We start from the raw sequence: 25,846 nt of genomic DNA on the forward strand, positions 1-25,846 counted from the left end.
CTGTGACCGGGGCCGCACGGCGCGGGGCACCGGTGCGCGGGCACCGCCCCTAGGGTCGACGTGTGGGCATCACGGCGGGGCTTCGCGGCCGTTGGCGGTCTCTGTCGCCGCTGCCGCCTCCCGGCCGGCTGCGCACCCTGTCGCTTGCCACCCTCGCCAACACGGTCGGCAGCGGGCTGTGGGTGACGGGCGCGGCGCTCTATCTCACCCGTGCCGTGGGGTTGACGCCGGCCGAGGTGGGGTTGGGGCTCACCGCCGCCGGTCTGGTCGGGCTGACCGCCAGCGTGCCGCTCGGCGGGCTGGCCGACCGCTGCGATCCACGGAGTCTCCGCGCGGTCCTGCAACTGGCGCAGGCCGCCGTCGCGGCCGCGTACCTGCTGGTCGGCTCCTTTCCGGTCTTCCTGCTGGTGGCCACCCTGGACGCGCTGCTGGTCTCCGGCAACCTGGCGGTCCGCGCCGCGCTGGTGGCGGCCGTCGGCGGTCCGCAGGGACGGGTGCACGCCTTCGCCACCCTGCGCGCGGTGGCAAACCTGGGCGTGGCGCTCGGCGCGGCGCTGGGCGGGTTCGCGCTGGTGGCGGACACCGGGTGGGCGTACCGGCTGCTGGTGTTGGGCAACGTCGCCACCTATCTGGTCTCGGCGGCGCTGATCATGCGTCTGCCGGAGTACCCGCCGGTCCGGCGGGGCGTGCGGCCGCGAGCGGGTCGCGCGCTGCGCGACTGGCCGTTCCTAGCGGTCGCCGGGGCCTCGGCGGTGCTCTCCCTGCACTGGGTGGCACTGACGTTGGTGCTGCCGCTGTGGGTGGTGACCCGCACCGCCGCGCCGCTGGTGACGGTCTCCGCCGTGCTCCTGGTCAACACGCTGCTCACCGTGCTCCTCGCGGTACGGCTGAGCCGTGGCGCGCGGCGCGCGCTGCCGGCGGCGAGCACGATGCGCCGGGCCGGGTTGGTGCTCGCGGCCGGGATGCTGCTCTGGGCCGCGACCGACGCCGTGCCCACCGCGCCGGCGGTCATCCTGCTGCTCGGCGCCACCGTGATCTACACCGTCGGAGACCTGTGGCACGGCGCGGCCGGGGCGGCACTGTCCTACGACCTGGCCGCCCCGGACGCCCTCGGCGCCTACCAGGGGGTCGACGGACTGCTGACCGGACTGGCCCGCGCGGTGGGTCCGGCGTCACTGACCTGGCTGATCCTCGACGGCGGCCCGCTCGGTTGGCTGGCCCTGGCGGGGCTGCTCGCCGTGACCGGTCTGGCCGTGCCGCCGCTCACCCGACGGGCCCTGGCGACACGCGCCGCACCAGCCCCGGCGAGCGGTCAGCCGATCTCCTCGTCGACGTAGCACCAGCGCCAGGCCTCGCCCGGCTGCGCCGAGCGGATCACCGGGTGGCCGGTGGACGCGTAGTGCTTGCTGGCGTGCTGGTTGGGCGACGAGTCGCAGCAGCCGACCTGCCCGCAACTCAGACAGGTGCGCAGGTGCACCCAGTACGTGTCGCCGATGGCGACGCAGTCCGCGCACTCGTCGGGGGTACGCGGCTCGGCGGCACCGGCCTCGGTCAGATGCTGACAGCTCACTTCTCGACCTCCCGCAGCAACGACTCTTCCAGGTCCAGGTCACGATAGGCCTGCACCAGCACCTCCTCAGGGATCCGACCGGAGTCCCGGGCAGCCCGGAACACCTCCCGCTCGGCGTCGATCATCTCTTGTCGCAGCCGACCGTACGCCTGCGACGGGGTTTCCCGCTCGGCCCCTCCGAGCCGCTCCCAGGCCATGTTGGTGCGGTCCTCCGACGCCCGGCGCAGTCGGGCCACCACCGACTCGGGGGCGCTGTCGGCCAGTTCGTCGAGGCGTTCGCGAGCGGCCCGGCTGGCCTGCTGCTGCACGCCGGCGGCGGACAGCGCGTCCTGCACGGGGTCGTCCTGCGGCAGCTTCAACCGGCGGGCGACGAGCGGCAGCGTGGCGCCCTGACCGACGAGCGTGAAGACGATCACCGCGAAGGCCAGCCAGATGAACAGCGCCCGGGGGTACGGCTCGCCGTCGGCCAGGGTCAGCGGCAGGGCGAGGGCGGCGGCCAGGGTCACCACACCGCGCATGCCGGCCCAGCCGATGATGATCGGGACCTTGGGCGACGGCCGGGCGTCCCGGCGGCGGACCCGGGGCACCAACCGGGCCAGGTAGGTGGCCGGGAAGAGCCAGACGAACCGGGTCAGGAAGACGGCGGCGAGCACCGCGAGAGTGGTCAGGAGGACCGAGCCGACCGGTTCGTCCAGGTCGTGCAGCACCTCCCGCAGTTGGAGCCCGACCAGCAGGAAGACCAGGCCCTCCAGCAGGAACCGGACCAGCCGCCAGAACGCGCCGATCTGCAAGCGGGACGCCGCCGACAGCAGCTGGGGCAGCTTGTGCCCGAGCACCAGGCCGGTGACGACCACCGCGACCACGCCGGAGGCGTGCAGGTGCTCGGCGGTGAACACCACGGCGAACGGGATGATCAGGGACAGCGCGTTGTCCAGCAGCGGGTCGGTGATCCGCCGGTGCAGGAAACCGAAGACCAGCGCGCCGAGCGCCCCGATCAGGATGCCGCCGCCGGTGGCCCGCAGCACCTCGACGGCGACCTCGGTGGTGCCGACCGCCGAGCCGACGGTCGCCATCGTCGCGACCCGCAGCAGCACCAGCGCGGTCGCGTCGTTGACCAGGCTCTCGCCCTCCAGGATGGTGACCACCCGGCGGGGCAGTCCCACCCGCCGGGCGACCGCCGTGGCGGCCACCGCGTCGGGTGGGGCGACCACCGCGCCGAGGGCCAGGCAGATCGCGAACGGCAGCTGCGGCAACAGCAGGTGCACCACGAACCCGACCACGAACGCGGTGAACAGCACCAGGCCGACGGCGAGCAGCAGGATCGGCCTGATGTTGGTCTTGAACGCCGGCACCGACGTCTCCAGCGCGGCGACGTAGAGCAGCGGCGGCAGGATGCCGACGAGCACCAGCTCGGGGTCCAGCTCGACCTGGGGGAAGCCCGGCACGTACGACAGCGCCAGGCCGAGGACGACCAGCACGATCGGCGCGAGCAGGCCGAGCCGGCGGGCCAGCGCGGCACCCAGGGTGGCGATCGCCAGGAAGACGACGACCGGAAACAGGCTTTCCATGGGGTACGAGCCTAGGGGTCCGCCGGTTGGGCCCTCGATCAGCCGGCGCGGCGCAACTTCGGCAGCACCTCCGCACCGAACGCGTCGATGAAGCCGCGCTGCTCCTGCCCCACGTGGTGCAGGGCGATCTGGTCGAAGCCGAGTTCCACGTACTCCTCGAGCCATCCGACGTGGCGGCCCAGGTCGGCCGAGATGTTCACCACGTCGGCGACCCGCCGGGCCGGCACGTCGGCGGACACCACGTCGAAGTGCTCGACGGTCTCCAGGTCCCAGCAGACCGGCGGGGCGAAGACGTTGCTGCGCCACTGGTCGTACGCGAGGGCCTCGGCCTGTTCCTGCTCCGGCGCCCAGGAGACGTGCACCTGCAGGTGCAGGGGTCCACGGCCACCGGCGTCCCGGTACGCGTCGATCATCTCCCGCAGGTGCGCCTTCGGCGCGTTGACGGTGATCAGGCCGTCCGCCCACTCGGCGCACCAGCGGGCGGTGGCCACGCTGACGGCGGCGCCGACGAGCGCGGGCGGCTCCTCGGGGCGGGTCCACAGCCGGGCCCGGTCCACCCGGACCAGACCGTCGTGGCTGACCTCCTCACCGGCGAGGAGCGCCCGGATCACGTCGACGCACTCGCGCAGGCGGGCCGCGCGGACGTCCTTGCGGGGCCACGCGTCGCCGGTGATGTGCTCGTTGCTGGCCTCACCGGTGCCGAGCGCGGCCCAGAACCGGCCCGGGTACATCGCGCCGAGGGTGCCGATCGCCTGCGCGATGATCGCCGGGTGGTACCGCTGCCCGGGTGCGTTGACCACGCCGAACGGCATGCCGGTGGCCTGGAGCGCGGCGCCCAGCCAGGACCAGGCGAAGCCGGACTCGCCCTGCCGGGCGCTCCACGGGGAGAAGTGGTCCGAGCACATGGCGGCGTCGAAGCCGGCCCGCTCGGCGTGCATCACCGCCTCCAGCAGGGCGCGCGGACCGATCTGTTCATGCGAGGCGTGGAACCCGAACTGCGTCATGGGCGCACTTCCTACCCATGATGCGGGCGCCTGACGCATGCGTCATTCGGCGTGCGCCCCCGCGCCGGCCGAGGCCGCGCCCTCGCCCACCCAGACCGTCTTGGTGTTGCAGAACTCCCGCATGCCCAGCGCGGACAGCTCCCGCCCGTAGCCGGAGTTCTTCACACCGCCGAACGGCAGCTCCGGGTACGAGGTGGTCATCCCGTTGATGAAGACGTTGCCGGCGTCCAGGTCGGTGGCGAAGCGTTCCTGCTCGGCCGGGTCCCGTGTCCAGGCGTTCGAGCCGAGCCCGAAGCTGGTGCCGTTGGCGACCTCGATCGCCTCCTCGTACGAGGACACCCGGAACAGGCCGGCGACCGGGCCGAAGACCTCCTCGGACCACATCCGCATCTGCGGGGTGAGGTCGGTGACGACTGTCGGCGGGTAGAACCAGCCGTCGCCGCCTGGCAGCTCGCCACCGCAGAGCACTGTCGCGCCGTTGTCCACGGCGTCCTGGACCTGGGCGTGCACCTCGTCGCGACCCCGCTCGCTGGCCAGCGGCCCGACGTCGGTGTCCGGGTCCATCGGGTCGCCGACGCGCAGCGCGGCCATGTTCGCGGCGAACTTCTCGGCGAACGCGTCGAACACGTCGGTGTGCACGATGAAGCGCTTCGCGGCGATGCAGGACTGGCCGTTGTTCTGGCAGCGGGCGGTGGTGGCCACCTCGGCGGCCCGGTCCACGTCGGCCGAGGGCATCACCACGAACGGGTCGCTACCGCCGAGTTCGAGGACCGTCTTCTTCAGCTCCCGTCCGGCGATCTGGGCGATGGAACGGCCGGCGGGTTCGCTGCCGGTGAGCGTCGCGGCGCGGACCCGGGGGTCGCTGAGGATGCGGTCGACGGCGTCCGAGCCAACCAGCACGGTGGTGAACGCCCCCTCGGGGAAGCCGGCACGCCGGAACACGTCCTCCAGCAGAAGCGCGGTCTGCGGCACGTTCGAGGCGTGCTTGAGCAGGCCGGTGTTGCCGGCCATCAGCGCCGGCGCGGCGAAGCGCATCACCTGCCAGAGCGGGAAGTTCCACGGCATCACCGCGAGCACCGCACCGATCGGCTGGTAGCGGATGAACGCCCGGGTCGCCTTGACGGCGTCGGCGTCGGCCGGCTCGTCGGCGAGGAACGCCGGCGCCCTGTCGGCGTAGAAGCGGGCGGCCGAGGCGCACTTGGTCACCTCGGCCCGCGCCGCCACGTACGTCTTGCCCATCTCGGTGGTCATGATCCGGGCGATCTCGTCGCGTTCGGCGTCCAGCAGGTCGGCCGCCGCCCTCATCCACCCGGCGCGCTGCTCGACGGTGGTCGCCCGGAGCTGCTGGAACGCGAGATGGGTCCGCTCGATGGCGGCGTCGAGCTGTTCGGTGGACATCGCCTCGTAGGTCTTGAGCACCTGACCGGTGGCGGGGTTGGTGGTGGCGATGGGCATCTCGTCCTCCTGTCACTCGAACAGCGAGTGTCGTACGCCCGGCTCCTCGCGGCGGCGGGCGGCGCGGCGGCGCTGGATCACGACCAGGTCGACCACGGCGACGACGGCGAGGATCGCGCAGACCACGCCGAGCCAGGCGATGCCGGCCCAGAACGCCAGCACCGCGAAGACCACCATGATCACCAGGCCGAAGGTGGCCAGGGCGAGGCGGAGGTTCAGCGCGCTGTTCGCGTGGCCGACCGTGCCGCGGGCGCGCCGGGGCTGCGATCTCGTCATACCTCCCGAACTACCCCCGATCGGCGGCGTTAACCGGTACGGGGTTCGCGCCGTCCACGCGGTCTTATAGCAGCCGCGCGACGTCGGCGCGGGCGCTCTGCCGCATTCCGGACAGCGACTTCCCGACCGACCACGTCCTACGCATAGAGTTACCAGGCTGTCGCTCTGCGCTGCCGGAACGGGGGACGTCATGCCTCGACGCTGGATCGCCGCCCTGGCCTGCCTCGCGGCGCTCGTCGCGTTGGCCTGCGAGGGGGACGGTTCGGCGACACCGCGCCCGACCGGGAGCGCACCGTCCGGCGGGCCGGGCGGCATCGCGGCGCTCGGCGACTCGATCAGCACCGGCTTCGCCTCCTGCCTGGTGCTCACCTCCTGCGAGCGCAACTCCTGGTCGACCGGGGACGGCCTGCGGGTGCGCAGCCACTACCGGCGACTGCTCGACCAGGACCCGGAGATCCGCGGCCGGGCGTACAACCACGCCCGTCCCGGCGCCCGCGCGGACGCCCTGGAGGGTCAGGCGAAGGCCGCGGTACGTGACCGCGCCGACTACGTCACCGTGCTGATCGGCGCCAACGACGTGTGCCGGGGCGGGGTGGACGCGATGACGCCGGTGGCCGAGTTCCGGGCCGACGTGGACCGCGGCCTGCGGGCGCTGCGGACCGGGCGGCCCAAGGCCCGGGTGCTGGTGGTGAGCATTCCCGACCTGTACCGGCTCTGGGAGGTCGGGCACGGTGACTCGCGGGCCGTGCGCGCCTGGCGACGTGGTGTCTGCCCGGCACTGCTGGCGAACGCGACGTCGACCGCGCCCGCCGACCGGACCCGTCGGAGCGCCGTGCGGGACCGGATCGACGCCTACAACGACGAGCTGGTGAAGGCGTGCCGGGCGTACGGCTCGCGCTGCCGGCACGACGGCGGCGCCGTGCACGGGGTCCGCTTCACCCTGGACATGCTGAACCCGCTGGACTGGTTCCACCCCAACGTCAGTGGCCAGGGCCGGCTCGCCGAGGTGACCTGGCGCTCCTCCGGCCTCGCCGACTGACGCTCAGCCGCGCCGAGGGCCCGGCAGGGCGGTGCCGCGCGGACGATAGAGCTCCCGGGAGCGCTCGGCGAGTTCCTTGGTGGCCGACGAATTGGCCCAGGTGCCCAGCACGATCGCCGCGCCGGGTATGACCTTGGCGAACATCCGCTTGGCCGCCCGTACACCCGCCATCCGGGCCAGCCGGACGCCGAGTTGGAGCATGACCCGGCCGAGCGGACGGTGGCCGCCGAGGCCGAAGAGCGCGTCGGCGCGTTCGCGGCCGGCGGCGACCCCGAGCGCCAGGCGGGCGCTCTCGGCGACCTTGTGCACCCGCTGGAGCACCAGCAGGTCGGTGGCCCGGTCGGTGTGCAGCGGGTCGACGTCGTACGCGGCGGCGATGTGCAGCACCATCCGCGCCTGGGTCCAGGCCAGCACCCCCACGTCGAGGACGGCGCCGGGCAACCCGGCCGCACCGGATACCGCACCGGAGAGGCGGGCCAGATTGACGAACTTGCGGGTCGCCTGGTCGGCCAGCGCGTCGGCCGAGACGCCGGGCTGCTCGGCCCGGGCCCGACCCGCCCACTGCGCGGCCTCCGGGCCGAGTCGACGCACCGCCTCCAGCGCGAGGTGCTCCGGGGCGTACTGCGGATCGTCGCGCATCCGGTCCCAGAGGCGGGCCGGTGGGCCCTCCACAGCCTCCGTCGGCCCGCCGGGCGGGTCGACGGACGGCTGGGGGGTGGGCGCGGCGGGCTGGCCGCCGACGGGCGGAGTGTCGGTCACCGGGGCTCCCCAGGGGTGGGTACGGCGGGCAGGACGGCCGACGGGACGGTCAGCGACGGCGGTTGGAGAACCGCGACGCCAACCCCTTGAGCTTCTGCTGGTTGGCGGGCTTGGCCATCTCGCGCCGACCACGGTCGACCAGCTGCTGCCCCTTGGGTGATCTCAAAAACGCGCTGATCCGCTGCATCAGTGACATAACGTCCTCCTGTCGATGATCCCTCAGACATGTGTACCCCGAACCCGCAACGGATGTACCCGGGACTCGACAGGCTCAACCACCCACCGTCCATAGTGGCCGGAAGGTTACCTCCCGCTCGGCACGATGGCGTCGACGACCCGCACGGCCCGCCACTCGTGCTTCTGGTAGTGCTCCGGGTACGCGGAGACCTGCACCGCCTGGGCGGCGTCGGTGAGCCGCATCCGCTGCCAGCCGGGCACCTGCTCGAGGGCGGAGAGGAACTGTCGGGTGGCGAACTCCGGGTCCATCAGCCGGCCCACCGGCCCCCAGCCGCTGCTGGAGCGCTGCTGGAACAGCCCGACCGAGTCGTGGTCCCAGCCGACGCCCTGGTGCGGGTAGTTCTGCGACTCGGGCAGCACGCCGCTCGCCACGTTGTACAGGTTGCTCTCCTGCATGGCGGTGGCCACCGCGATGACCAGGCCACGACGGGGGACGCCCATGTCACGCCCGGCGCGGACGATCGCCTCGGCGTTCTCCATCTGGTCCTCGTCCAGGCCGGCGACGGGCGCCGGGTCGGTCGGGGGCGCCGGGGCCGCCTTGCGGGCCCGCTTCGCGGTGTCCGGGTCGGCGGACGACGACGGGCTGGCCGCGGGGGTCGACGGGGTGGCGGAGCGGTCGAGTCCGCGCGAGGCGGTCTGCTGCTCGGCACGCTGCACCAGTTCCGCGCTGCCGGCGAGGGAGTCGGTCCGTGCCGGGCCGGCACCGTCGTCACGGACCTGCGCGACCGCGGCCAGCCCGAGGCAGCACACCACGCCGGTGGCCAGGGCGACGTGCGCCCGGCGTCGACCGGTCAGGTCCCGGGCGTACGCCCGGAGCCGAGTCGCGGTGGTTGTCCGTTCGGTTGAGGTGCTGTCCTCCGTATCGGCAGTGGGGCTGCTCGGGGCGTACGGGTCGTCGAGGGTGCCGTCGTCACGCATCAGCCGAGGCTAGGCAGGCGGACACGCCGATCACGCACGGTGATCACGTGGCGCTCGCCACAGATCCGGGGTGCTCCGGTGGACGACCGGGGCGCGTCGGACCGCCCGGGGAACGGACCTCGCGTACCGGATGAAGCAGGCGCGGCACGCAGGCCGGCACGGCCGGCGACAGGCCCGGACATCGGACCCCGGGGCTCGACATGATCGACAAACTAGGCCTTTGGGCGGAAGCGCCACTCCACCATTCAGACGACACGGGCCACCAGGTGGCGTAATCGGGTGATTGGTCCGGTCATGCTCGTCCGCCGGGCGACGGATCGCCCGAAGCAGGAATGCACAAGGATGGCGGGTACGTTGCCCGAACCGGGTGCCGTCCGTCGCGTCGGCATCCGAGTAGGCACATTCCAGGGAGGTCCGCACCGGTGCTCGACCCACACGAGCTCTACCAGCTCACCGACGATCTGCCCGACCTCGGGCAACCGGTCCTGATCCAGGCCCTCACCGGCTTCGTGGACGCCGGCAACGCCAGCCGGCTGGCCCGCGAGCAGCTGCTCACCTCGCTGGAGGGTCGGCCGATCGCCACCTTCGACGTGGACCAGCTCTTCGACTACCGCTCGCGACGCCCGGTGATGACCTTCGTGGAGGACCACTGGGAGAGCGTCGACGCGCCCCAGCTGGAGCTGCACCTGCTGCACGACGACGACGAGACCCCCTTCCTGCTGCTCACCGGCCCCGAGCCGGACCTGCAGTGGGAACGGTTCGTGGCGGCCGTGGCCGGGCTCGCCGCCCGACTCGACGTCCGGCTCACCGTGGGGCTCAACTCGATCCCGATGGCGGTGCCGCACACCCGACCGACCGGGGTGACGGCCCACGCCACCCGCCCCGAGCTGATCGCCGGGTACGAGCCCTGGCTGCAACGGGTCCAGGTGCCCGGCAGCGTCGGTCACCTGCTGGAGTTCCGCCTCGGCGAGCAGGGCCGCGACGCGCTCGGCTTCGCCGCCCACGTGCCGCACTACGTGGCGCAGACCGAGTACCCGGCCGCCGCCGAGGTCCTGCTCACCTCCGTGTCGCGCAGCACCGGGCTGCTGCTGCCCGGTGACGGGCTGCGCTCGGCCGCCGAGGTGGTCCGGGTGGAGATCGACCGGCAGGTGGCCCAGACCGAGGACGCCGCCGCCCTGGTCCAGGCCCTGGAGGAGCAGTACGACACGTTCGCCCGGGGTCGGGGCGAGAAGAACCTGCTCGCCTCGGACGCCGGACCGCTGCCCACCGCCGACGAACTCGGCGCGGAGCTGGAACGGTTCCTGGCCGAACAGACCCGTCCCGGCGACACCCCGGGCAGCTGACCAGGCGGCGCGGCGGCGGATACGGCAGGCTGGAGCCATGCGCCTGGCGACCTGGAACGTGAACTCGGTGAAGGCCCGACTGCCGCGGCTGCTCGAGTGGCTGGCCGACACCGGGCCGGACGTGGTCTGCCTCCAGGAGACCAAGTGCCCGGACGGCGCCTTCCCGGTGGCCGAGGTGGGCGAGCTGGGCTACACCGTGGCCAGCCACAGCGACGGCCGCTGGAACGGGGTGGCCATCCTGTCCCGGGTCGGGTTGGACGACGTCCGGGTCGGGTTCGCCGGCGAGCCCGGCTTTCCCGAGCCGGAGGCCCGGGCCATCTCCGCCACCTGCGACGGGGTGCGGGTCTGGTCGGTGTACGTGCCCAACGGGCGGACACCCGACGACCCGCACTACGCGTACAAGCTGGCCTGGTTCGCCGCGCTGCGGGACGCGTTGGAGGCGGAACTGGCCACCGCGTTGCCGGTGACCGTCTGCGGCGACTTCAACGTCGCGCCGACCGACGCCGACGTGTGGGACCCGGCCGTCTTCACCCACTCCACCCACGTCACCCCCGCCGAGCGGGCGGCCCTCGCGGCACTGCGCGACCTGGGCCTCGACGACGTGGTGCCCACCCCGATGAAGGGGCCGCACCCGTTCACCTACTGGGACTACCGGGCCGGCATGTTCCACCAGAACAAGGGCATGCGGATCGACCTCGTGTACGCCTCCGCGCCGTTCGCCCGGGCGGTCCGCTCGGCGTACGTGGACCGCGAGGCCCGCAAGGGCAAGGGCCCCTCCGACCACGCCCCGATCGTGGTCGACGCGGACCTGGTGCCCGCGGTCGAGACGTTCTGAGCTCGTTAGGGTGGACAGATGGCAGTCGTGAAGATCAACGCAATTGACGTTCCGCCCGGCGCCGGCGCCGAGTTGGAGAAGCGGTTCGCCGCGCGGGCCGGCACCGTGGAGAACTCCCCCGGCTTCCTCGGCTTCGAGCTGCTCCGGCCGGTGGCCGGCGAGACCCGCTACTTCGTCTACACCAGGTGGGAGAGCGAGGAGGCGTACCAGGCTTGGGCCGCCGGCCCGTCCCGCGCCGCCCACGCCGGCGCGCCCGGCGACACGCCCCGCCCGCCGGTCGCCAGCGGTGCCAGCCTCCTGGAGTTCGAGGTGGCCCTGCACGTCCCCCAGCCCTAGGCGGCGTCGGCGGCCGAAGCCCTGCGAGGAAACGGTCCGAACCGGTCAATTCCGCTGATAGCGTCGAACGCGCTGGCGCAGGCGGTCCTGACGAGGTGCGGGGGAATTCCGGCGATGTTCGACGGGTTCGACGAGTTCGACATCGCCACCTCCGGCACCGTGATCCACGGACGCCGGGGCGGCAGCGGACCTCCCGTCCTGCTCCTGCACGGCATTCCCGAAACGCACCTCATGTGGCACCGGTTGGCGCCTCGGCTCGCCGCGCACTTCACCGTCGTCGCCACCGACCTGCGCGGCTGGGGCGACAGCGGCACACCGCCGAGCACCACCGACCACGAGCCGTACGGCATGCGAGCCGTCGCCCGGGACCAGGTCGAGGTGATGCGGAGTCTGGGTCATGACCGGTTCCACCTCGTCGGCCACGATCGCGGGGCCCGCTGCGCGTACCGTCTGGCGCTGGACGAGCCGGCGGCCGTCACCCGGCTGGCCGTCATGGACGTCGTCCCGATCGGCGACGTCTACGACCGGGCGGACCGGGACTTCAGCCTCTCCTACTGGGTCTGGTCCTTCCTGGCGGCGCCGTCACCGGTGCCCGAACGCTTCATCGACGCGGCGCCCGAGGTGCTCGTCGACTTCATGCTGGACACCTGGCCCGAGGTGACGGACGTATTCCCGCCCGAGGTGCGGGCGGCGTACGTCCGGCAGTTCAGCGACCCGACCCGGGTCCGCGCGATCTGCGAGGAGTTCCGCGCGGCCGCGACGGTGGACTACCGGCAGGACGAGGCCGACCGGGGAATCCGCCGGATCACCTGCCCGGTGCTGCTGCTCTGGAGCCAACGCGGTCAGGTCGCGAAGCTCTACGACGACCCGCTCGCGATCTGGCGGGAGTGGGCCGACGACGTACGCGGCGAGCCGGTCCCGGTCGGGCACTTCATCCCCGAGGAGGCCCCCGACGAGACCATCCGCCGCCTGCTGGACTTCCTGCGCTGACGCCGGTCAGGGCTTGTGGGAGGACCGGAGGCTGGCGAAGGCGATCACGTTGTCGGCGTAGCCGGTGCGGCCGCCGATGAACTGGCCACCACAGGTGATCAGCCGCAGACCGGGTGGCCCGTCGTGGCCGTAGATCCGCTCGGCGGGCAGCCGGTCCTTAGGGAAGTGCTCGACGGTGTCGACCGTGAAGACCACGGTCGAGCGGTCCGCCCGGGCCACCTCGATCAGGTCGCCGGGCTTCAGTTTGCCCAGGTCGTAGAAGACCGACGGGCCGCTCTTGGTGTCCACGTGTCCGACGATCACCGCCGGACCGGACTCGCCCGGCGTGGGCCCACGGTCGTACCAGCCGGTCTCGTTGTGCCGCTCCAACGGGGGTACGGCGATCGAACCGTCCCGGGCCTGCCCGACCGGCGCGACCGGCGCGGCCACCTTGATCGCCGGGACCGTGAGCCGGACCGGCCGGCTGGCCGACAATCCGGCCGTCTCGCTGCGGGCCGGCCGGTCACCGCCGGCCGGAGCCAGGTCGAACGGCCCGACCGAGCGACCCAACCCCGCCCCGGTGGCGAAGACGCCGACCAGCACCAGCACCACGGCCAGGGGCACCGACCAGGGGCTGCGTCCGGACGGGCGGCTACGCCGGGGCGCGACGGCGGTCGGCGGGCGGCCGGCCACCGACGGGTGCGCGGCCTTCACCGGACGTGCGACCCCGGAAGGGCGTGTCGCCCGGCCGTCCGGTCGCTGATCGGCGACCTGCGGGGACGGGCGGCCGGGGTGCGGCGGGTCGTCGGGACCGGGCGGGCCGTCGGGGTCCGGCCAGCCGTCGTCCACCGGCGGTCGTACACCGTCAGGGGGCGACGCGGAGCGGCCCGCAGCCGGCGGGCGGGCACCGTCGGGCGACGCGGGCCGGCCGGCGGACGGCGGACGGGAACCGGCCGGCGGCGACGTGGGGCGGAAGATCTCCATGGCGGGCTCAGCGGCGCGCGGCGGCTCGGACGGTCCGGGGCCGGCGCAGCGCCACCACGGCGAGGATCAGCCCGGCGACGGTCAACGCCGCTCCGCCGGGCAGCAGCAGCTTCCCGGTCATGCCGTCGGCGCCGCCACCGAAGCCGGTGGCGGGGCCCCGACTCGGGTACGCCGGCACCTTCTTGACCACCTGGAGCATGGTCGAGGCGGTCTCGCCGTCGCGGCACTCCAACTTGACCCGGTAGTTGCCGGGGCGGGTGCGATCACGCACCATCGGCGCGGCGGTGAGCAGGCCGTGCTGCGGCTGCACGCCGATCGCGCCGAACGCGTCGGACACGACTGTGGCGCCGACCGAGTTGTCCCGGCAGCTGGCCCGGATGCCGACCAGGTAGCCGGGCTGCACCGTGCTGGGGCTCACCTCGACGAAGATGTCCACCGGCGGGTTGGGTTGCGGCTGGCCGCTCGGCGCTCCGGGCTGAGGCGCGGCGACCGCGGGCGCCGGAGCCACCGCCGCAGCGGCCAGCGGCACAACCGCCGCCGGTGCGGCCACGGCGGACGCGGGCGCGGCGGCCAGCAGCGGGCCGGCGAGCACGATCAGCACCGACAGGGTCACACCGCCGCGGGTCACAGTCACGATGCCCCCTCTCGACGCCGTGTGGGCGTGCCGGGCAGCGGACCGCCCGGCCTGCCGTACCAGTTGGATCCTCTCATTTCCGGTCGCACATCACATCCGATCCGCCGGCGGCGTCGCGTACGCTCGGTTCGCTGTGACCGCCACCGACCATGACCCCGCCGTCCCGCCCGCGAGCCGGACGATCCGCACGTTCCACCCCCGCCGGGGCCGGATGAGCGGCCGGCAGACCGACGCGCTGGACCGGCTGTGGTCCCGCTACGGCCTGGACGTGTCGGGCGAGCCCGTCGACCTGGCCGAGTTGTTCGGTCGCCGAGCGCCAGTGGTGCTGGAGATCGGCTCCGGGATGGGCGACAGCACCGCCGTGATGGCCGCCGCCGACCCGGATCGAGATTATCTGGCGGTGGAGGTGCACACGCCGGGAATCGCGAACCTCCTCGACCTGGTGGACCGGGCCGGGACGGACAACGTCCGGGTGGCCCAGGGTGACGCGTTGGAGCTGGTCAGCGGCCTGCCCGAGGGTGTCCTGGACGCCGTGCACATCTTCTTTCCCGACCCGTGGCCCAAGTCCCGCCACCACAAGCGGCGGATCATCCAGCCGGCACACGTGGCGCTGCTGCGCTCCCGGCTGGCCCCCGGTGGCACGCTGCACTGCGCCACCGACTGGGCCGAGTACGCCGAGGCGATGCGGGAGACCCTCGACGCGGACCCGGAGCTGGTGGACGCGTACGGCGGCTTCGCGCCGCGTCCGGCGCACCGCCCGGTGACGAAGTTCGAGCGCCGGGCGATCGTCGCGGGGCGGCCGGTCGCCGACCTGATCTACCGGCGGCGGTGAACGACACGGCCCCGATGGGGGTCTGACCGACACCGGTTGGCGTCCGGGGGCATGATCCAGGCACCATGGACGGGATATGACGCTCACCGCCGCGCTGCCGACAAGCGCCGACCCCGACACCCTCTTCGACGCGTTCGCCGGCTGGGCGAAGGAGCGCGGCCTCGACCTCTACCCCCATCAGGAGGAGGCGGTCATCGAGATCGTCTCCGGCGCCAACCTGATCATGAACACGCCCACCGGCTCGGGTAAGAGCCTGGTGGCGATCGCCGCGCACTTCGCCGCCCTCGCGGACAGCCGGACGACCTTCTACACCGCACCGATCAAGGCGCTGGTGTCGGAGAAGTTCTTCGCCCTCTGCGAGGTCTTCGGCGCCGAGAACGTCGGCATGCTGACCGGTGACGCCAGCGTCAACGCCGACGCCCCGATCATCTGCTGCACGGCGGAGATCCTCGCCAACCTGGCCCTGCGCGAAGGCGACCGCGCCGACGTCGGCCAGGTCGTCATGGACGAGTTCCACTTCTACGCCGAGCCCGACCGGGGCTGGGCGTGGCAGGTGCCGATCATCGAGCTGCCGCAGGCCCAGTTCATCCTGATGTCCGCCACCCTGGGGGACACCACCCGGTTCGTCGACGACCTGACCCGGCGCACCGGACGGCCGACCGCCGTCGTGCGCTCGGCCGAGCGACCGGTCCCGCTGATCTTCTCGTACGCGATGACGCCCCTGCACGAGACGCTCGAGGAGCTGCTGGAGACCAAGCAGGCCCCGGTGTACGTGGTGCACTTCACCCAGGCCGCCGCCCTGGAACGTGCCCAGGCGCTGATGAGCGTCAACGTCTGCTCCCGCGCCGAGAAGGACATGATCGCCCAGGCGATCGGCGGTTTCCGGTTCACCTCCGGCTTCGGCAAGACGCTGTCCCGGCTGGTCCGGCACGGCATCGGGGTGCACCACGCCGGCATGCTGCCCAAGTACCGCCGCCTCGTCGAGACCCTCGCCCAGGCCGGCCTACTCAAGGTCATCTGCGGCACCGACACCCTCGGCGTGGGCATCAACGTGCCGATCCGCACCGTGCTGTTCACCGGCCTGTCCAAGTACGACGGCGTGCGTACCCGGCTGCTCAAGAACCGGGAGTTCCACCAGATCGCCGGGCGGGCCGGCCGGGCCGGCTACGACACCATCGGCCGGGTCGTGGTGCAGGCGCCCGAGCACGTCATCGACAACGAGAAGGCCCTCGCCAAGGCCGGCGACGACCCGAAGAAGCGCCGCAAGGTGGTCCGCAAGAAGCCGCCGGAGGGCTCGATCGGCTGGGGTCAGCCCACCTTCGACCGGCTGGTCGACGCCGAGCCGGAGCCGCTGACCTCCAGCTTCCAGGTCAGCCACTCGATGCTGCTCAACGTCATCGGCCGGCCCGGGGACGCGTTCACCGCCATGCGGCACCTGCTCACCGACAACCACGAGGAGCCCGCCGCCCAGCGCCGGCACATCCGCCGGGCCATCGCCATCTACCGGGCGCTGCGGGCCGGCGGGGTGGTCGAGGAACTGCCCGAGCCGGACGAGACCGGCCGACGGATCCGGCTCACCGTCGACCTCCAGCTCGACTTCGCCCTCAACCAGCCGCTCTCGCCGCTGGCCCTGGCCACCATCGAGCTGCTCGACGCGGAGTCCCCGTCGTACGCGCTCGACGTGCTCAGCGTGATCGAGTCGATCCTCGACGACCCCCGGCAGATCCTGTCCGCGCAGCAGTTCAAGGCCCGCGGCGAGGCGGTCGCCGCCATGAAGGCCGAGGGCATCGAGTACGAGGCCCGCCTCGAACTGCTCGACGAGGTGACCCACCCCAAGCCCCTCGCCGAACTGCTCGAAGCCGCGTACGAGATGTACCGGCAGGGGCACCCCTGGGTCGCCGACCACCAGCTCTCCCCCAAGGCCGTCGTCCGCGACATGTACGAGCGGGCCATGACCTTCACCGAGTACGTGCAGTTCTACGGGCTGACCCGCTCCGAGGGCCTGGTCCTGCGCTACCTGGCCGACGCGTACAAGACGCTGCGCCAGACCGTGCCCGAGGACGCCAAGACCGAGGAGCTGATCGACCTCATCGAGTGGCTGGGCGAGCTGGTCCGCCAGGTCGACTCCAGCCTCATCGACGAGTGGGAGCGGCTGCGCAACCCGTCGGACGTGGCCGAGGTGGCCCAGGCGCACGCCGCCCTCACCGACCGGGCACCGGCGGTGACCCGCAACGCGAGGGCGTTCCGGGTGCTGGTGCGCAACGCGCTGTTCCGCCGCGTCGAGCTGGCCGCGCTGCGCCGTTGGGACCTGCTCGCCGAGCTGGACGCCGCCGACGGCTGGGACTACGACGCGTGGGCCGACGCGCTCGCGCCGTACTTCGAGGAGTACGACTCGATCGGTGTCGGCCCGGACGCCCGGGGGCCGGCACTGCTCATGATCGAGCAGGGTCGGGAGCGGTGGACCGTCCGGCAGACCTTCGACGACCCCAACGGCGACCACGACTGGGGCATCAGCGCCGAGATCGACCTGGCCGCGTCGGACGAGATGGGCGCTGCTGTCGTCCGGATCACGGACGTCGGCCAGCTCTGACCAGCGTCTCGACAGGGGGCCGTCCGCGCGTCGGACGGCCCCCTTTGTCGCGTCTTCCGCACCCCTTCTTTCGCTGGGCGATGTCAGACCCGTCGATTAGAATGTATGTACTAATCGAGTTCCTGACCTGGGAGGACGCCCGTGACCGCGCCCGCCTCCACGCCCCTCACCCCCTACGCCACACTGCTCGGTTTCACCCGCTACGTCGACCGGACCGGCCCCACCAAGGCGACCTTCGTGGGCGGCCTGCGCAAGCAACGCGCCAGCCGCTCCGGCTTCAACCCGCACGGCCAGTTCGTCAAGGCGCTCAAGGCGGACATCGCCTTCCACACCGGCGGCACCCACCTCGCCGGCGTGGTCGACGTGGTCAAGCCCCGCTGGCGCCCGCTCTACCAGGCACTGGTGCCCGGCGCCACGGCCTGGCTGCACTCCCTCGGCGATCCGTCCGCCCTCGACCTGGCCCAGACGCGCGACGCCCTGGCCATGCTGGGCGACCTACCCGTCAAGATCAACCCCCATTTCGGGGTACGCCACGCCGACGGTCGCGCCGAAGCCGTCCGCCTGCACTTCGACGAGATCCCGCCGAGCGAGGAGTCGGTGCTCGCCACCCTGCACCTGATGGCCCGCCACATGGACGCGGTGCTGCCACACGCCGAGCCGGTCCTGGTCGACGTCCGGCGCGGCCAGGCCCACCGGATGCCCCCCGACGCCAAACCCGACCAGATCGAACGCTGGCTCGCCGGCGAAGCCGCCGCCTTCCGCGCCATCTGGTCCACCGCCGCCTGACCCCGACGTCCACCCGCCACCACCCACCGGCCCCCGCCCCACCCGACGCCGTCCTGACCCCGACCCCGACCCAGCTCGACCCCGACCCCGGCTCGACCTCGACGCACCCCGGCTCGACCTTGACCCCGACCCACCCCTCGCCCCGCGACCTCCGGCTCCGGCTCCGGCTCCGGCTCCGGCTCCGGCTCCGGCTCCGGCTCCGGCTCCGGCTCCGGCTCCGGCAAGATCGTGCTTGATCCAGGATGTAGTGGTCTCCGCTGTTTGGGAGGCCACTACATCCATGTTCGAGCGCGATCATGGGCGGCGGCGCGGGGTGGCGTGCGCGGCGGTGACGGTGGTTATCCACAGGGGCAGCGCGGCGCGAGGGCGATCGGTCAGCCTGAAGCCCATGCCGAGAGCTCCCCGTCGGCCTCCGCAGTGCGGCGTGGCGACCACTCTTTCGCGACGTCTACGCCGACGCCCAGGTCGCAGTCACCCACACCCTCAGATGCGCGGCCGTCGGACGCTGGCTGGTCCCGCCCGGCACCGCTGTCGCGGGACTCGCCGCCGCAGGTCTGTACGGCTGTGCGAGCCCCGGCACGAGCGAGCCGGTCGACGTCCTGATTCCCACGGCCACCCGGGTCGGGCCGATCGCTGGCGTCCGGGTCCACACCGGCGGGGTAGACCCCGGCGACACGGTGGACCGGGCCGGCATCAGAGTGACGAGCCCGGCGCGAACCTGCTGGGACCTGGCTTGTTGGCTCGACCTCGTCGAGGCGGTGGTCGTCATCGACGCCATGCTGGCCAGGCGGCTGACCACCGTCCCAGCTCTCCGCGAGTACGCGCTGAGTCGGGCCGGTCGACGCGGCTGGCGGTCGCTGCTGCGGGCCGTCGACCTGGCCGACGCGGGCGCCGAGTCACCCCAGGAGTCCCGCACGCGGGTCGGGTTGGTGCTCGCCGGGCTGCCCCGACCGCAGACGCAGTGGGTCGTGGCCGAGCAGGGCAAATTCGTGGCCCGGCTGGATCTGGCCTGGCCGCAGTTCAAGGTCGCGGTGGAGTACGACGGGCTCTGGCATGACGGCCCCGAGCAGATCCATCGGGACCGCCGGCGACTCAACCGCCTGCTCGGAGGTGACTGGATCGTGCTGCACGTGACCGCGAAGCGTCTCCGGGACGACTTCGACGGTTTGCTCGCCGAGGTCCGGGCGGCCCTGCGAGCGCGCTCCCGCCAACTCGGACCACGATGATCGCGCTCGAACACGGAAGTAGTGGCCTCCCGAACGAAGGAGGCCACCACTTCATGGATCGAGCACGATCATGGGGTGCGCAAGGCGCGCGGACTCGCGTCCGGCGCACCTTGCGCTTCCGGCGTCCCGCGCCCAGCGGCCAGCGGCCAGCGGCCAGCGGCCAGCGCATCTTGGGCGTTCCGGGCACCTTGCGCATCCCGCGCGAGCCCGCACACCTTGGACGCCCCGCGCGGCAAGGCGCGCCCCGCGCGGCAAGGCGCGCCCCGGACGCGCAAGGCGCGCCCCGGACGCGCAAGGCGCGCCCCGGGCGGGTGGGATCAGGCGGCGGGGATGTACTTGGCCAGGTCGTCGAGGATCTTGTTGGCGGCGCCGACGCCGATGCCGGTCATCCAGATCTCGTCGGAGACCGGGTACGCCTTGCCGGCCTTCACCGCTCCGAGGCCCTTCCAGAGCGTCCCGCCAGCGACCTTGGTCTGCTCGGCGGCTGCCTTGTCGCCGTACGCGGTCACGAAGATGACGTCGCCGTCGACCTCGTTGATCCGCTCAGGGCTGACCAGGTCGAAGCGCTTGTCCTCCTTGTTGGCCAGCATCTGCCGTTCGGGGCGGCCGAGGCCGGTGTCGCCGATCACGATGCCGGAGAAGGAGTCCGGGCCGTACACCCGGATGTTGCCGGGGATGAACCGCACGATCGACACCTTGCGGGCGGCGGGGTCGCCGAGGGTGGCGCCGAAGTCCTTGGCCCGCTTCTCGTAGGTGGCCAGGAGGTCCTTGGCCTGCTGCTCGTGGCCGAGCGCCTTGCCGTCGAGGAGGAAGTTCTCCTTCCAGGTGATGCCCACCTTGTCGGTGAACACGGTCGGCGCGATGGCGGCGAGTTCGTCGTAGAACTTCTCCTGGCGGAACTTGCTGCCGAGGATGAGGTCCGGCTTGAGGGCGTTGATGGCCTCCAGGTCCGGTTCGGTGAGGACCCCGACCTCCTTGATTCCGGCGAGCTTGTCCGCGCCGAAGTAGGTCGGCCAGCTCTTCGCCTCGCCGGCGGTCGCCGCGCCGACGGGTGTGACGCCGAGCGAGAGCGCAGTGTCGATCTTGTCGGTGTCGAGCACGACGACGCGCTTGGGTTCGGCCGGGACCTTGGTGGTGCCCATGGCGTGGGTGATCTCCCGGGTCTCCCCGGTGGTGGAGCCGGCGACCGGGTCGCTCTCACCGCAGGCGGTGAGTCCGACGCCGAGGGCGGCGGCCGCGGCGAGAGCGGCGACGAGACGACGCATCAGAGTCCTTTCGAGGGGTACGAGTCGGCGAGCGGGTCGGCCGCGTCGCCGCTTGCGGGTCGGGCGCCCGGCACGGACGCATCCGACAGATCGGTGCCAGCCGCGCCAGCGGACGCGGCAGAGGTCCCCGACGCGCCAGCGGACGCGGCAGGAGTCCCCGACCCGCCAGCGGACGCGGCAGGGGCGGCGCTGGAGTGGCCTCCGGTGTGGGCGGGCACCACCAGGGGCGCGCCGGTCACCGGACAGGGCACGACGACGCAGGCGAGTCCGAAGACGTCCTGGACGAGGTCGGCGGTGAGGATGTCGCGGGGTGGCCCGGCGGCGACGACCGCCCCGGCGCGCATCGCGACCAGGTGGTCGGCGTAGCGGGCTGCCTGGTTGAGGTCGTGCAGTACGGCGACGACGGTGCGGCCCCGCTCGACGCGGAGCCGGTGCAGCAGGTCCAGTACCTCCACCTGGTGGGCGAGGTCGAGGAAGGTGGTGGGTTCGTCCAGCAGCAGGGCGTCGGTGTCCTGGGCGAGCGTCATGGCGATCCACACCCGCTGCCGCTGACCGCCGGAGAGGCTGTCCACCGGGCGGTCGGCCAGGTCGGCCACGTCGGCCAGGGTCATGGCCTGCTCCACGGCGACGCCGTCCTCCGCGGACCACTGCCGCCACCAGCGCTGGTAGGGCTGCCGGCCGCGTCCGACCAGGTCGGCCACGGTGACGCCCTCGGGGACCAGCGGGCTCTGCGGCAGGACGCCGAGCCGGCGGGCCACCTCGCGGGTCGGCAGGTCACGGATCGCGGTGCCGTCCAGCAGCACGGTCCCCCGGCGGGGGGTGAGCAGCCGGGCCATGGTGCGCAGCAGGGTGGACTTGCCGCACGCGTTCGGGCCGACGATCACGGTGAACGCGTCGGCGGGCAGGTCGAGGTCGAGGCCGTCGAGCACGGTCCGCTCGTCGTAGCCGGCGACCAGGTCGCGGGTGGAGAGCATCACACGACTCCTTGAGGCGTCACGATGACCGCCGCCGTCCGCGCAGCAGCAGGAAGATCAGGTACGGGCCGCCGATCGCGGCGGTCAGCACACCGGCGGGCAGTTGGGTGGGCGCGAACAGCCGCCGGCCGGCGAGGTCGGCGAGCACCAGCAGCAGCGCGCCGAGCAGCGCGGCGCAGACCAGCGGTGGCCGTTCGGCGCGTACCAGTCGACGGGCGACCTGGGGGGCGACCAGCGCGACGAAGTCGACGGCCCCGACCTGCGCGGTGACCATCGCGGCGACGAGCACGCCGGTGCCGGCGAGGCCGATGCGCCGGGCCACCGGGCGCAGGCCGACGCCTCGGGTCGTGTCGTCGTCCAGGGCGGTGCTGTTCAGTGCCCAGCCGGCCCAGGCCAGGACAGGCAGCAGCACCAGCAGGGTGCCGGCGATCCAGGCGGCCTCGGTCCAGCCCTTGCCGGCGAGGGTGCCGATCAGCCAGATCTGCGCGCGCAGCCCGTCGATGGGGTCGGCGGTGAGCATGACCACCTCGGTGAGCGCCCGGAAGCCGAACGCGACGGCCACGCCGGCGAGCACGAACCGCTGCGCGGCCAGCCCGTGCCGGGCGCCGAGGGCGAACAGCAGCGCCGCCGCGAGCAGCCCGCCCACCAGTGCGGTGGGCGCGACCAGGACGGCTGCCATGCCACTGGTAAGTGCCACTGTCGCGGCGAGGCCGGCGCCCTGGGTGATGCCGATGACGTCGGGGCTGGCGAGGGGGTTGCGGGCCACGCTCTGGATCAGGGTGCCGGCCACGCCGAAGGCCGCGCCGGCCACCGCGGCCAGCAGGATCCGCGGCAGCCGGAGATCAAAGACAACGAGGTCGTACGGGGTGCCGGCGCCGGAGAGGGCGCGCAGCACGTCGGCGGGGGCGACGTACGGGGTGCCCAGGGAGAGGCTGAGCAGCACCGCCAGCAGGAGCAGGACGGTCAGCGCGGCGGCCACCAGCACGGCGCGGCGGCGGATCAGCAGGCTGACCGGGCCGATGCGCAGCAGCGACCGTCCCGGCGGGTGGGCGCCGGGTGCGCCTGTCGAAGGGCCGGTCGGACGGTGGATCGTGGTCACGCGGTCACCACCCGGGCGCGGCGGACCAGCACGGCGAGCAGCGGCGCGCCGATCAGGGCGGTGACGATGCCGGCCGGTATCTCGCCGGGTGGGGCGACCAGCCGGCCGATGACGTCGGCGCCGAGCAGCAGCGCCGGACCGAGCAGTGCGGAGACGGCGAGGGTCCAGCGGTGGTCCGCGCCGACCAGGGCGCGCGCCAGGTGCGGCACGGCCAGTCCGACGAACGCGACGGGCCCGGCTGCCGCCACCGCCGCCCCGGTCAGCAGCACCGCGGCGAGTCCACCTCCGAGGCGGATCAGGCCGATGCGGTGACCGAGGCCACGGGCCACGTCGTCGCCGAGGGCCAGCGCGTCCAGACCCCGTGCCACCAGGGCGGCCAGCAGCAGCCCGGCGAGGACGAACGGCAGCACCTGCGCGGTGACCGACAGGTCCCGGCCGGCCAGCCCGCCGACCACCCAGAACCGGTACTCCTCGAAGGTGCGGGCGTCGATGCTCAGCAGCGCGTACACCCCGGAGGCCAGGCTGGCGTCGAGGGCCGCGCCGACGAGCGCGAGGGTGACCGGGCTGGCGCCCTCGCGGGCCCGGGTGGCGATGGCGAAGACCAGCAGCCCGGCGATCAGCGCCCCGCCGATGCCGAACCAGACGTAGCCGGCGAGCGTGCCGATGCCGAAGACGGAGATGGCGAGCACCACGCCGAACGACGCCCCGGCGCTGATGCCGAGGATGCGGGGCTCGGCGAGGGGGTTTCGGGTGAGCGCCTGGAACAGCACACCGGCCACGGCGAGGGCGAGCCCGACGGCGAGGCCGAGGGCGGTACGCGGCATGCGCAGTTCGCGGACGATCGTGCTCGCGTCGCTGCCGTCGGGTGCGACGAGGGCCTGCCAGACCGCCTCGACGCCGAGGTGGCGGCTGCCCAGCGCGAAGCTGGCCAGCACGGCGAGCAGCAGGATCAGCGCGGCACCGACGGTGACGACCACCCGGCGGCCGGTACGGGTGCTGGCCCGACTCCGGGTCGGCCGGCTGGCGAGGGCGGTCACGGATCTCCTGCACGTTCGACCTTAGGTTCGCCTAACCTTAGCCGAGCTGCGGAAAGTGGCCTAACCGGCGTCGGTCGATGCCGTCGGAGGCGGCTCCGGCAGGGTCCGCGAACCACCGTCCCCGGCGGCCGCACCCCCACGCGGCAGCACGTCGAGTGGCCGCATCATCTCGTTGTCCTCGTGCTCCAGCAGATGGCAGTGCCAGGCGTAGCGGCCCGGCAGGTCGAAACGCGCCTTGATCCGGGTCACCTCCCACGGGTAGGCGAGCACCGTGTCCATCCGTCCCCGCTCCCCCGGATCCGGCAGCGACCTGCCCGAACGCCCGCGTCCGAGGACCTCGAACTGGACCTGGTGCAGGTGAACGGGGTGCACGTGCCTGGTGAAGTTGCGCATCTCCCACACCTCGGTGGCGCCGAGGGTGGGCTGCTCGGTCGCCGGATCACTCCAGCGCAGCGGCAGGCCTCGGCCACGCTCGTCGAGGACGCCGAGCAGCATGGTCATCGCGCCCGAGCCGCCCGACATGCGCTCGTTGAGCGACAGCCGTCGTACCCGCTCGGCCGGACCGAGCGGCTGGTGTGCCGGCAGCCGCAGCTGCTCCGGCGGCACGCTGGTGTCCACGCCGGCCGCCTCGGTGACCACGAAGCGCAGCACCTGGCCGGTGGTCCGTGGGTCGGCCGGCGGGAAGTCCGCCCCGGGCCGACCGCCCCGGTACGCCCAGTCCGGCCCCTCGTTGACCAGGTAGAGCTCGGTGCCCGCCGGGAGGCCGGTGAAGTCGACGACGGCGTCGACCCGCTGGGCGGGGCCGAGGGTCACGCGGTCGTGCGGCACGGGCTCGGGCAGGTAGCCGCCGTCGCTGCCGATCTGCCAGATCGGCAGCACCGCCCGGGCCGGCCGCCTGGTGGCGTTGGCGGCGACGCTGAGCATCAGGAAGCGACTGTTGCAGCCGTTGAGCAGCCGGAACCGGTAGCGCCGGGGTTGCACGGTGAGTGAGGGCCAGGTACGGCCGTTGACCACGATGGTGGAGCCGGAGAACTCCGACGTCCAGCGCGGCTCATCGCCGTGCGACGAGTGCCCGCCCGGGTAGCGGAGGCTGCCGTCGGCGCCGAAGCTGCGATCCTGGATCAGCAGTGGGATGTCGTGGTGCCGGGCGTCCGGCCGGTCGTCGAGGGCTGGCGCCGGGCCGGGCAGGACTCCGTCCGGCAGGTCGTCCCCGCCGCTGAGCAGGTAGAACCCGGCCGGCCCGGCGTAGACGTTCTCCCGGGTGAGCCCGAGGGTGTGGTCGTGGTACCAGAGGGTGCAGGGCCGCTGGTCGTTGGCGTACTCGAAGGTGGCCGAGCCCGGCGCCCAGCGCAGGCCGGAAGCCTCGGCGAAGCGGGACCGGAACTCGCTGTACGCGCTGCCGGCCACCGCGAAGTCGGGTGGCAGGTCGCGGGTCACCGGCAGGTACCACGCCTCGGCGTGCCCGTCGCTCTCCTGCGAGCTGTGCGCGCCGTGCAGGTGCACCACCTGCGGCACCGGCCCCCGGTACCCCCGAGGGTCGCCGTCCCGGCGGCCGTGCCGGTCCCGGCCCGCCGTTCCGCCCGGCGGGTTGGCCCAGTGCAGGGTCGGGTCCACCGGCAGCAGGTGCGGCAGGTGGTCACCCCGGTCGTCGACGAGCTGGTTGACCCAGGTCACGCGGACCGGGCGGTCCACCCGGGCCATGATGGTGGGCGCCGGGTAGCCGAAGCTGCCGGGGTGCGCGGTGGAGCCGTAACCCCAGACCGTCGTACGCGGCCAGGACGGCGGCAGGATCTGCTGGCGGAACTGGCGCACCGCGATGACGTACGTGTCCCGCTCCAGGCTCGTCGCCGCTGGTGGCATGGCCGGTGGGATCCGCAGCGGCGCGACGTACTTCGGGATGTCGCCGGCGTCCAGCGGCGCCGCGGCGGCGAACGCCGTCCAGCCCGCCGGGACCAGCGCCGCCGCACCGCCGACCGCACCGGTCGCGAGCAACCGTCGCCTGCTGACCATTTCCGCACCTCCCGATCGCCCTCGACTTCCCATAAGAGAATGAGTTTCGCGGACGACCGCACGACGGACAGATGGTGCATGACACCCAGAAGAGGGATGT

Annotated in this window: 25 protein-coding genes; 10 read left to right on the forward strand and 15 right to left on the reverse strand. The window is 73.0% G+C overall.

All coding sequences use genetic code 11. The annotated features are described in order from the left end of the window. The first annotated feature begins 62 nt into the window (after positions 1-62). Complete coding sequence (locus ABZS77_RS08800; protein WP_354819413.1) at positions 63-1,337, forward strand: MFS transporter; 1,275 nt, start codon at positions 63-65, stop codon at positions 1,335-1,337. Here the strand turns inward: ABZS77_RS08800 and ABZS77_RS08805 are convergent. Genes ABZS77_RS08805 through ABZS77_RS08825 form a run of 5 tightly spaced genes read right to left on the reverse strand, consistent with a single transcriptional unit; the run spans position 1,313 to position 5,873 of the window. Continuing rightward, positions 1,313-1,570 carry a UBP-type zinc finger domain-containing protein gene (locus ABZS77_RS08805; RefSeq protein ID WP_354819416.1) on the reverse strand — a complete coding sequence of 86 codons (258 nt, stop codon included), beginning with the start codon at positions 1,568-1,570 and terminating at the stop codon, positions 1,313-1,315. The two genes, ABZS77_RS08800 and ABZS77_RS08805, sit on opposite strands and share 25 nt — an antisense overlap. After that, positions 1,567-3,138, reverse strand: coding sequence for a Na+/H+ antiporter (locus tag ABZS77_RS08810; RefSeq protein WP_354819419.1), 1,572 nt, complete (start codon positions 3,136-3,138; stop codon positions 1,567-1,569). Before ABZS77_RS08810 ends, ABZS77_RS08805 begins: the two co-directional genes overlap by 4 nt. 38 nt (positions 3,139-3,176) lie before the next feature. Beyond that, positions 3,177-4,142: a TIGR03885 family FMN-dependent LLM class oxidoreductase gene (locus ABZS77_RS08815; protein ID WP_354819422.1), complete on the reverse strand. Its 966-nt coding sequence runs from the start codon at positions 4,140-4,142 to the stop codon at positions 3,177-3,179. A gap of 42 nt (positions 4,143-4,184) precedes the next feature. After that, positions 4,185-5,597 (reverse strand): NADP-dependent succinic semialdehyde dehydrogenase, encoded by a 1,413-nt coding sequence (locus tag ABZS77_RS08820; protein WP_354819425.1) that lies wholly within the window; start codon positions 5,595-5,597, stop codon positions 4,185-4,187. Positions 5,598-5,609: 12 nt separating this feature from the next. Continuing rightward, a complete protein-coding gene (locus ABZS77_RS08825; protein WP_354819428.1) occupies positions 5,610-5,873 on the reverse strand; it encodes a DUF6343 family protein in 264 nt (87 codons plus the stop codon). 190 nt (positions 5,874-6,063) lie between these two features. On the opposite strand from ABZS77_RS08825, the gene ABZS77_RS08830 reads away from it, so the two are divergent. Further along, positions 6,064-6,912: a GDSL-type esterase/lipase family protein gene (locus tag ABZS77_RS08830; protein WP_354819431.1), complete on the forward strand. Its 849-nt coding sequence runs from the start codon at positions 6,064-6,066 to the stop codon at positions 6,910-6,912. 3 nt (positions 6,913-6,915) lie between these two features. On the opposite strand, the gene ABZS77_RS08835 is transcribed toward ABZS77_RS08830, so the two are convergent. The 3 genes from ABZS77_RS08835 to ABZS77_RS08845 all read right to left on the reverse strand — a co-directional run bounded on the left by ABZS77_RS08835 (position 6,916) and on the right by ABZS77_RS08845 (position 8,826). Continuing rightward, positions 6,916-7,671, reverse strand: a complete 756-nt coding sequence (locus tag ABZS77_RS08835) for an EcsC family protein (RefSeq protein WP_354819434.1) — start codon at positions 7,669-7,671, stop codon at positions 6,916-6,918. A 49-nt stretch (positions 7,672-7,720) separates the two neighbouring features. After that, entirely contained in the window at positions 7,721-7,867 is a 147-nt protein-coding gene (locus ABZS77_RS08840) for a hypothetical protein (RefSeq protein ID WP_167517487.1), read from the reverse strand. Positions 7,868-7,974: 107 nt separating this feature from the next. Then, a complete protein-coding gene (locus ABZS77_RS08845; RefSeq protein ID WP_354819438.1) occupies positions 7,975-8,826 on the reverse strand; it encodes a peptidase M23 in 852 nt (283 codons plus the stop codon). Between the two features lie 422 nt (positions 8,827-9,248). Here ABZS77_RS08845 and ABZS77_RS08850 point away from each other — a divergent pair, with 422 nt between their 5' ends. The 4 genes from ABZS77_RS08850 to ABZS77_RS08865 all read left to right on the forward strand — a co-directional run bounded on the left by ABZS77_RS08850 (position 9,249) and on the right by ABZS77_RS08865 (position 12,330). Further along, the gene (locus ABZS77_RS08850; protein ID WP_354819441.1) at positions 9,249-10,169 is read left to right on the forward strand and encodes a PAC2 family protein; all 921 of its coding nucleotides are present in this window, start codon (positions 9,249-9,251) and stop codon (positions 10,167-10,169) included. A 37-nt stretch (positions 10,170-10,206) separates the two neighbouring features. After that, the gene (locus tag ABZS77_RS08855; RefSeq protein WP_354819444.1) at positions 10,207-11,004 is read left to right on the forward strand and encodes an exodeoxyribonuclease III; all 798 of its coding nucleotides are present in this window, start codon (positions 10,207-10,209) and stop codon (positions 11,002-11,004) included. 18 nt (positions 11,005-11,022) lie between these two features. After that, complete coding sequence (locus ABZS77_RS08860; RefSeq protein ID WP_354819447.1) at positions 11,023-11,340, forward strand: antibiotic biosynthesis monooxygenase; 318 nt, start codon at positions 11,023-11,025, stop codon at positions 11,338-11,340. Between the two features lie 114 nt (positions 11,341-11,454). Then, positions 11,455-12,330 carry an alpha/beta hydrolase gene (locus ABZS77_RS08865; protein ID WP_354819450.1) on the forward strand — a complete coding sequence of 292 codons (876 nt, stop codon included), beginning with the start codon at positions 11,455-11,457 and terminating at the stop codon, positions 12,328-12,330. A gap of 6 nt (positions 12,331-12,336) precedes the next feature. Here the strand turns inward: ABZS77_RS08865 and ABZS77_RS08870 are convergent, their stop codons facing one another. Next, positions 12,337-13,002, reverse strand: a complete 666-nt coding sequence (locus ABZS77_RS08870; protein WP_354819604.1) for a class F sortase — start codon at positions 13,000-13,002, stop codon at positions 12,337-12,339. Between the two features lie 298 nt (positions 13,003-13,300). Further along, positions 13,301-13,930, reverse strand: a complete 630-nt coding sequence (locus ABZS77_RS08875) for a hypothetical protein (protein ID WP_354819607.1) — start codon at positions 13,928-13,930, stop codon at positions 13,301-13,303. A 208-nt stretch (positions 13,931-14,138) separates the two neighbouring features. Between ABZS77_RS08875 and trmB the strand changes: the two genes are divergently transcribed. The 4 genes from trmB to ABZS77_RS08895 all read left to right on the forward strand — a co-directional run bounded on the left by trmB (position 14,139) and on the right by ABZS77_RS08895 (position 19,361). Then, positions 14,139-14,759 (forward strand): tRNA (guanosine(46)-N7)-methyltransferase TrmB, encoded by a 621-nt coding sequence (gene trmB, locus ABZS77_RS08880; RefSeq protein WP_354819610.1) that lies wholly within the window; start codon positions 14,139-14,141, stop codon positions 14,757-14,759. 76 nt (positions 14,760-14,835) lie between these two features. Beyond that, complete coding sequence (locus ABZS77_RS08885; RefSeq protein WP_354819453.1) at positions 14,836-17,349, forward strand: DUF3516 domain-containing protein; 2,514 nt, start codon at positions 14,836-14,838, stop codon at positions 17,347-17,349. Between the two features lie 141 nt (positions 17,350-17,490). Next, complete coding sequence (locus tag ABZS77_RS08890; protein ID WP_354819456.1) at positions 17,491-18,135, forward strand: hypothetical protein; 645 nt, start codon at positions 17,491-17,493, stop codon at positions 18,133-18,135. Positions 18,136-18,833: 698 nt separating this feature from the next. Then, a complete protein-coding gene (locus tag ABZS77_RS08895; RefSeq protein ID WP_354819459.1) occupies positions 18,834-19,361 on the forward strand; it encodes a hypothetical protein in 528 nt (175 codons plus the stop codon). A gap of 317 nt (positions 19,362-19,678) precedes the next feature. On the opposite strand, the gene ABZS77_RS08900 is transcribed toward ABZS77_RS08895, so the two are convergent. From ABZS77_RS08900 to ABZS77_RS08920, 5 genes are read right to left on the reverse strand one after another with little or no spacing between them, the layout of a single operon-like run. After that, complete coding sequence (locus tag ABZS77_RS08900) at positions 19,679-20,626, reverse strand: iron-siderophore ABC transporter substrate-binding protein (protein ID WP_354819462.1); 948 nt, start codon at positions 20,624-20,626, stop codon at positions 19,679-19,681. Continuing rightward, the gene (locus ABZS77_RS08905) at positions 20,626-21,600 is read right to left on the reverse strand and encodes an ABC transporter ATP-binding protein (protein WP_354819465.1); all 975 of its coding nucleotides are present in this window, start codon (positions 21,598-21,600) and stop codon (positions 20,626-20,628) included. Before ABZS77_RS08905 ends, ABZS77_RS08900 begins: the two co-directional genes overlap by 1 nt. 19 nt (positions 21,601-21,619) lie before the next feature. Then, positions 21,620-22,699 carry an iron ABC transporter permease gene (locus tag ABZS77_RS08910; RefSeq protein ID WP_354819468.1) on the reverse strand — a complete coding sequence of 360 codons (1,080 nt, stop codon included), beginning with the start codon at positions 22,697-22,699 and terminating at the stop codon, positions 21,620-21,622. Further along, positions 22,696-23,736: an iron ABC transporter permease gene (locus ABZS77_RS08915; RefSeq protein ID WP_354819471.1), complete on the reverse strand. Its 1,041-nt coding sequence runs from the start codon at positions 23,734-23,736 to the stop codon at positions 22,696-22,698. The genes ABZS77_RS08910 and ABZS77_RS08915 overlap by 4 nt, the downstream gene beginning before the upstream one ends. Before the next feature lie 60 nt (positions 23,737-23,796). Next, positions 23,797-25,746, reverse strand: coding sequence for a multicopper oxidase domain-containing protein (locus ABZS77_RS08920; RefSeq protein WP_354819473.1), 1,950 nt, complete (start codon positions 25,744-25,746; stop codon positions 23,797-23,799). Positions 25,747-25,846 lie beyond the last annotated feature (100 nt).

The sequence above is a fragment of the Micromonospora sp. NPDC005298 genome (assembly GCF_040607375.1).
Classification (GTDB): domain Bacteria; phylum Actinomycetota; class Actinomycetes; order Mycobacteriales; family Micromonosporaceae; genus Micromonospora.

Excerpts from the sequence above, each read along its gene's own strand:
- ABZS77_RS08810 (WP_354819419.1), bottom strand. The coding sequence starts at position 3,138 with ATGGAAAGCCTGTTTCCGGTCGTCGTCTTCCTGGCGATCGCCACCCTG.
- ABZS77_RS08815 (WP_354819422.1), bottom strand. The coding sequence starts at position 4,142 with ATGACGCAGTTCGGGTTCCACGCCTCGCATGAACAGATCGGTCCGCGC.
- ABZS77_RS08820 (WP_354819425.1), bottom strand. The coding sequence starts at position 5,597 with ATGCCCATCGCCACCACCAACCCCGCCACCGGTCAGGTGCTCAAGACC.
- ABZS77_RS08825 (WP_354819428.1), bottom strand. The coding sequence starts at position 5,873 with ATGACGAGATCGCAGCCCCGGCGCGCCCGCGGCACGGTCGGCCACGCG.
- ABZS77_RS08830 (WP_354819431.1), top strand. The coding sequence starts at position 6,064 with ATGCCTCGACGCTGGATCGCCGCCCTGGCCTGCCTCGCGGCGCTCGTC.
- ABZS77_RS08840 (WP_167517487.1), bottom strand. The coding sequence starts at position 7,867 with ATGTCACTGATGCAGCGGATCAGCGCGTTTTTGAGATCACCCAAGGGG.
- ABZS77_RS08845 (WP_354819438.1), bottom strand. The coding sequence starts at position 8,826 with ATGCGTGACGACGGCACCCTCGACGACCCGTACGCCCCGAGCAGCCCC.
- ABZS77_RS08855 (WP_354819444.1), top strand. The coding sequence starts at position 10,207 with ATGCGCCTGGCGACCTGGAACGTGAACTCGGTGAAGGCCCGACTGCCG.
- ABZS77_RS08860 (WP_354819447.1), top strand. The coding sequence starts at position 11,023 with ATGGCAGTCGTGAAGATCAACGCAATTGACGTTCCGCCCGGCGCCGGC.
- ABZS77_RS08865 (WP_354819450.1), top strand. The coding sequence starts at position 11,455 with ATGTTCGACGGGTTCGACGAGTTCGACATCGCCACCTCCGGCACCGTG.
- trmB (WP_354819610.1), top strand. The coding sequence starts at position 14,139 with ATGAGCGGCCGGCAGACCGACGCGCTGGACCGGCTGTGGTCCCGCTAC.
- ABZS77_RS08885 (WP_354819453.1), top strand. The coding sequence starts at position 14,836 with ATGACGCTCACCGCCGCGCTGCCGACAAGCGCCGACCCCGACACCCTC.
- ABZS77_RS08900 (WP_354819462.1), bottom strand. The coding sequence starts at position 20,626 with ATGCGTCGTCTCGTCGCCGCTCTCGCCGCGGCCGCCGCCCTCGGCGTC.
- ABZS77_RS08905 (WP_354819465.1), bottom strand. The coding sequence starts at position 21,600 with ATGCTCTCCACCCGCGACCTGGTCGCCGGCTACGACGAGCGGACCGTG.
- ABZS77_RS08920 (WP_354819473.1), bottom strand. The coding sequence starts at position 25,746 with ATGGTCAGCAGGCGACGGTTGCTCGCGACCGGTGCGGTCGGCGGTGCG.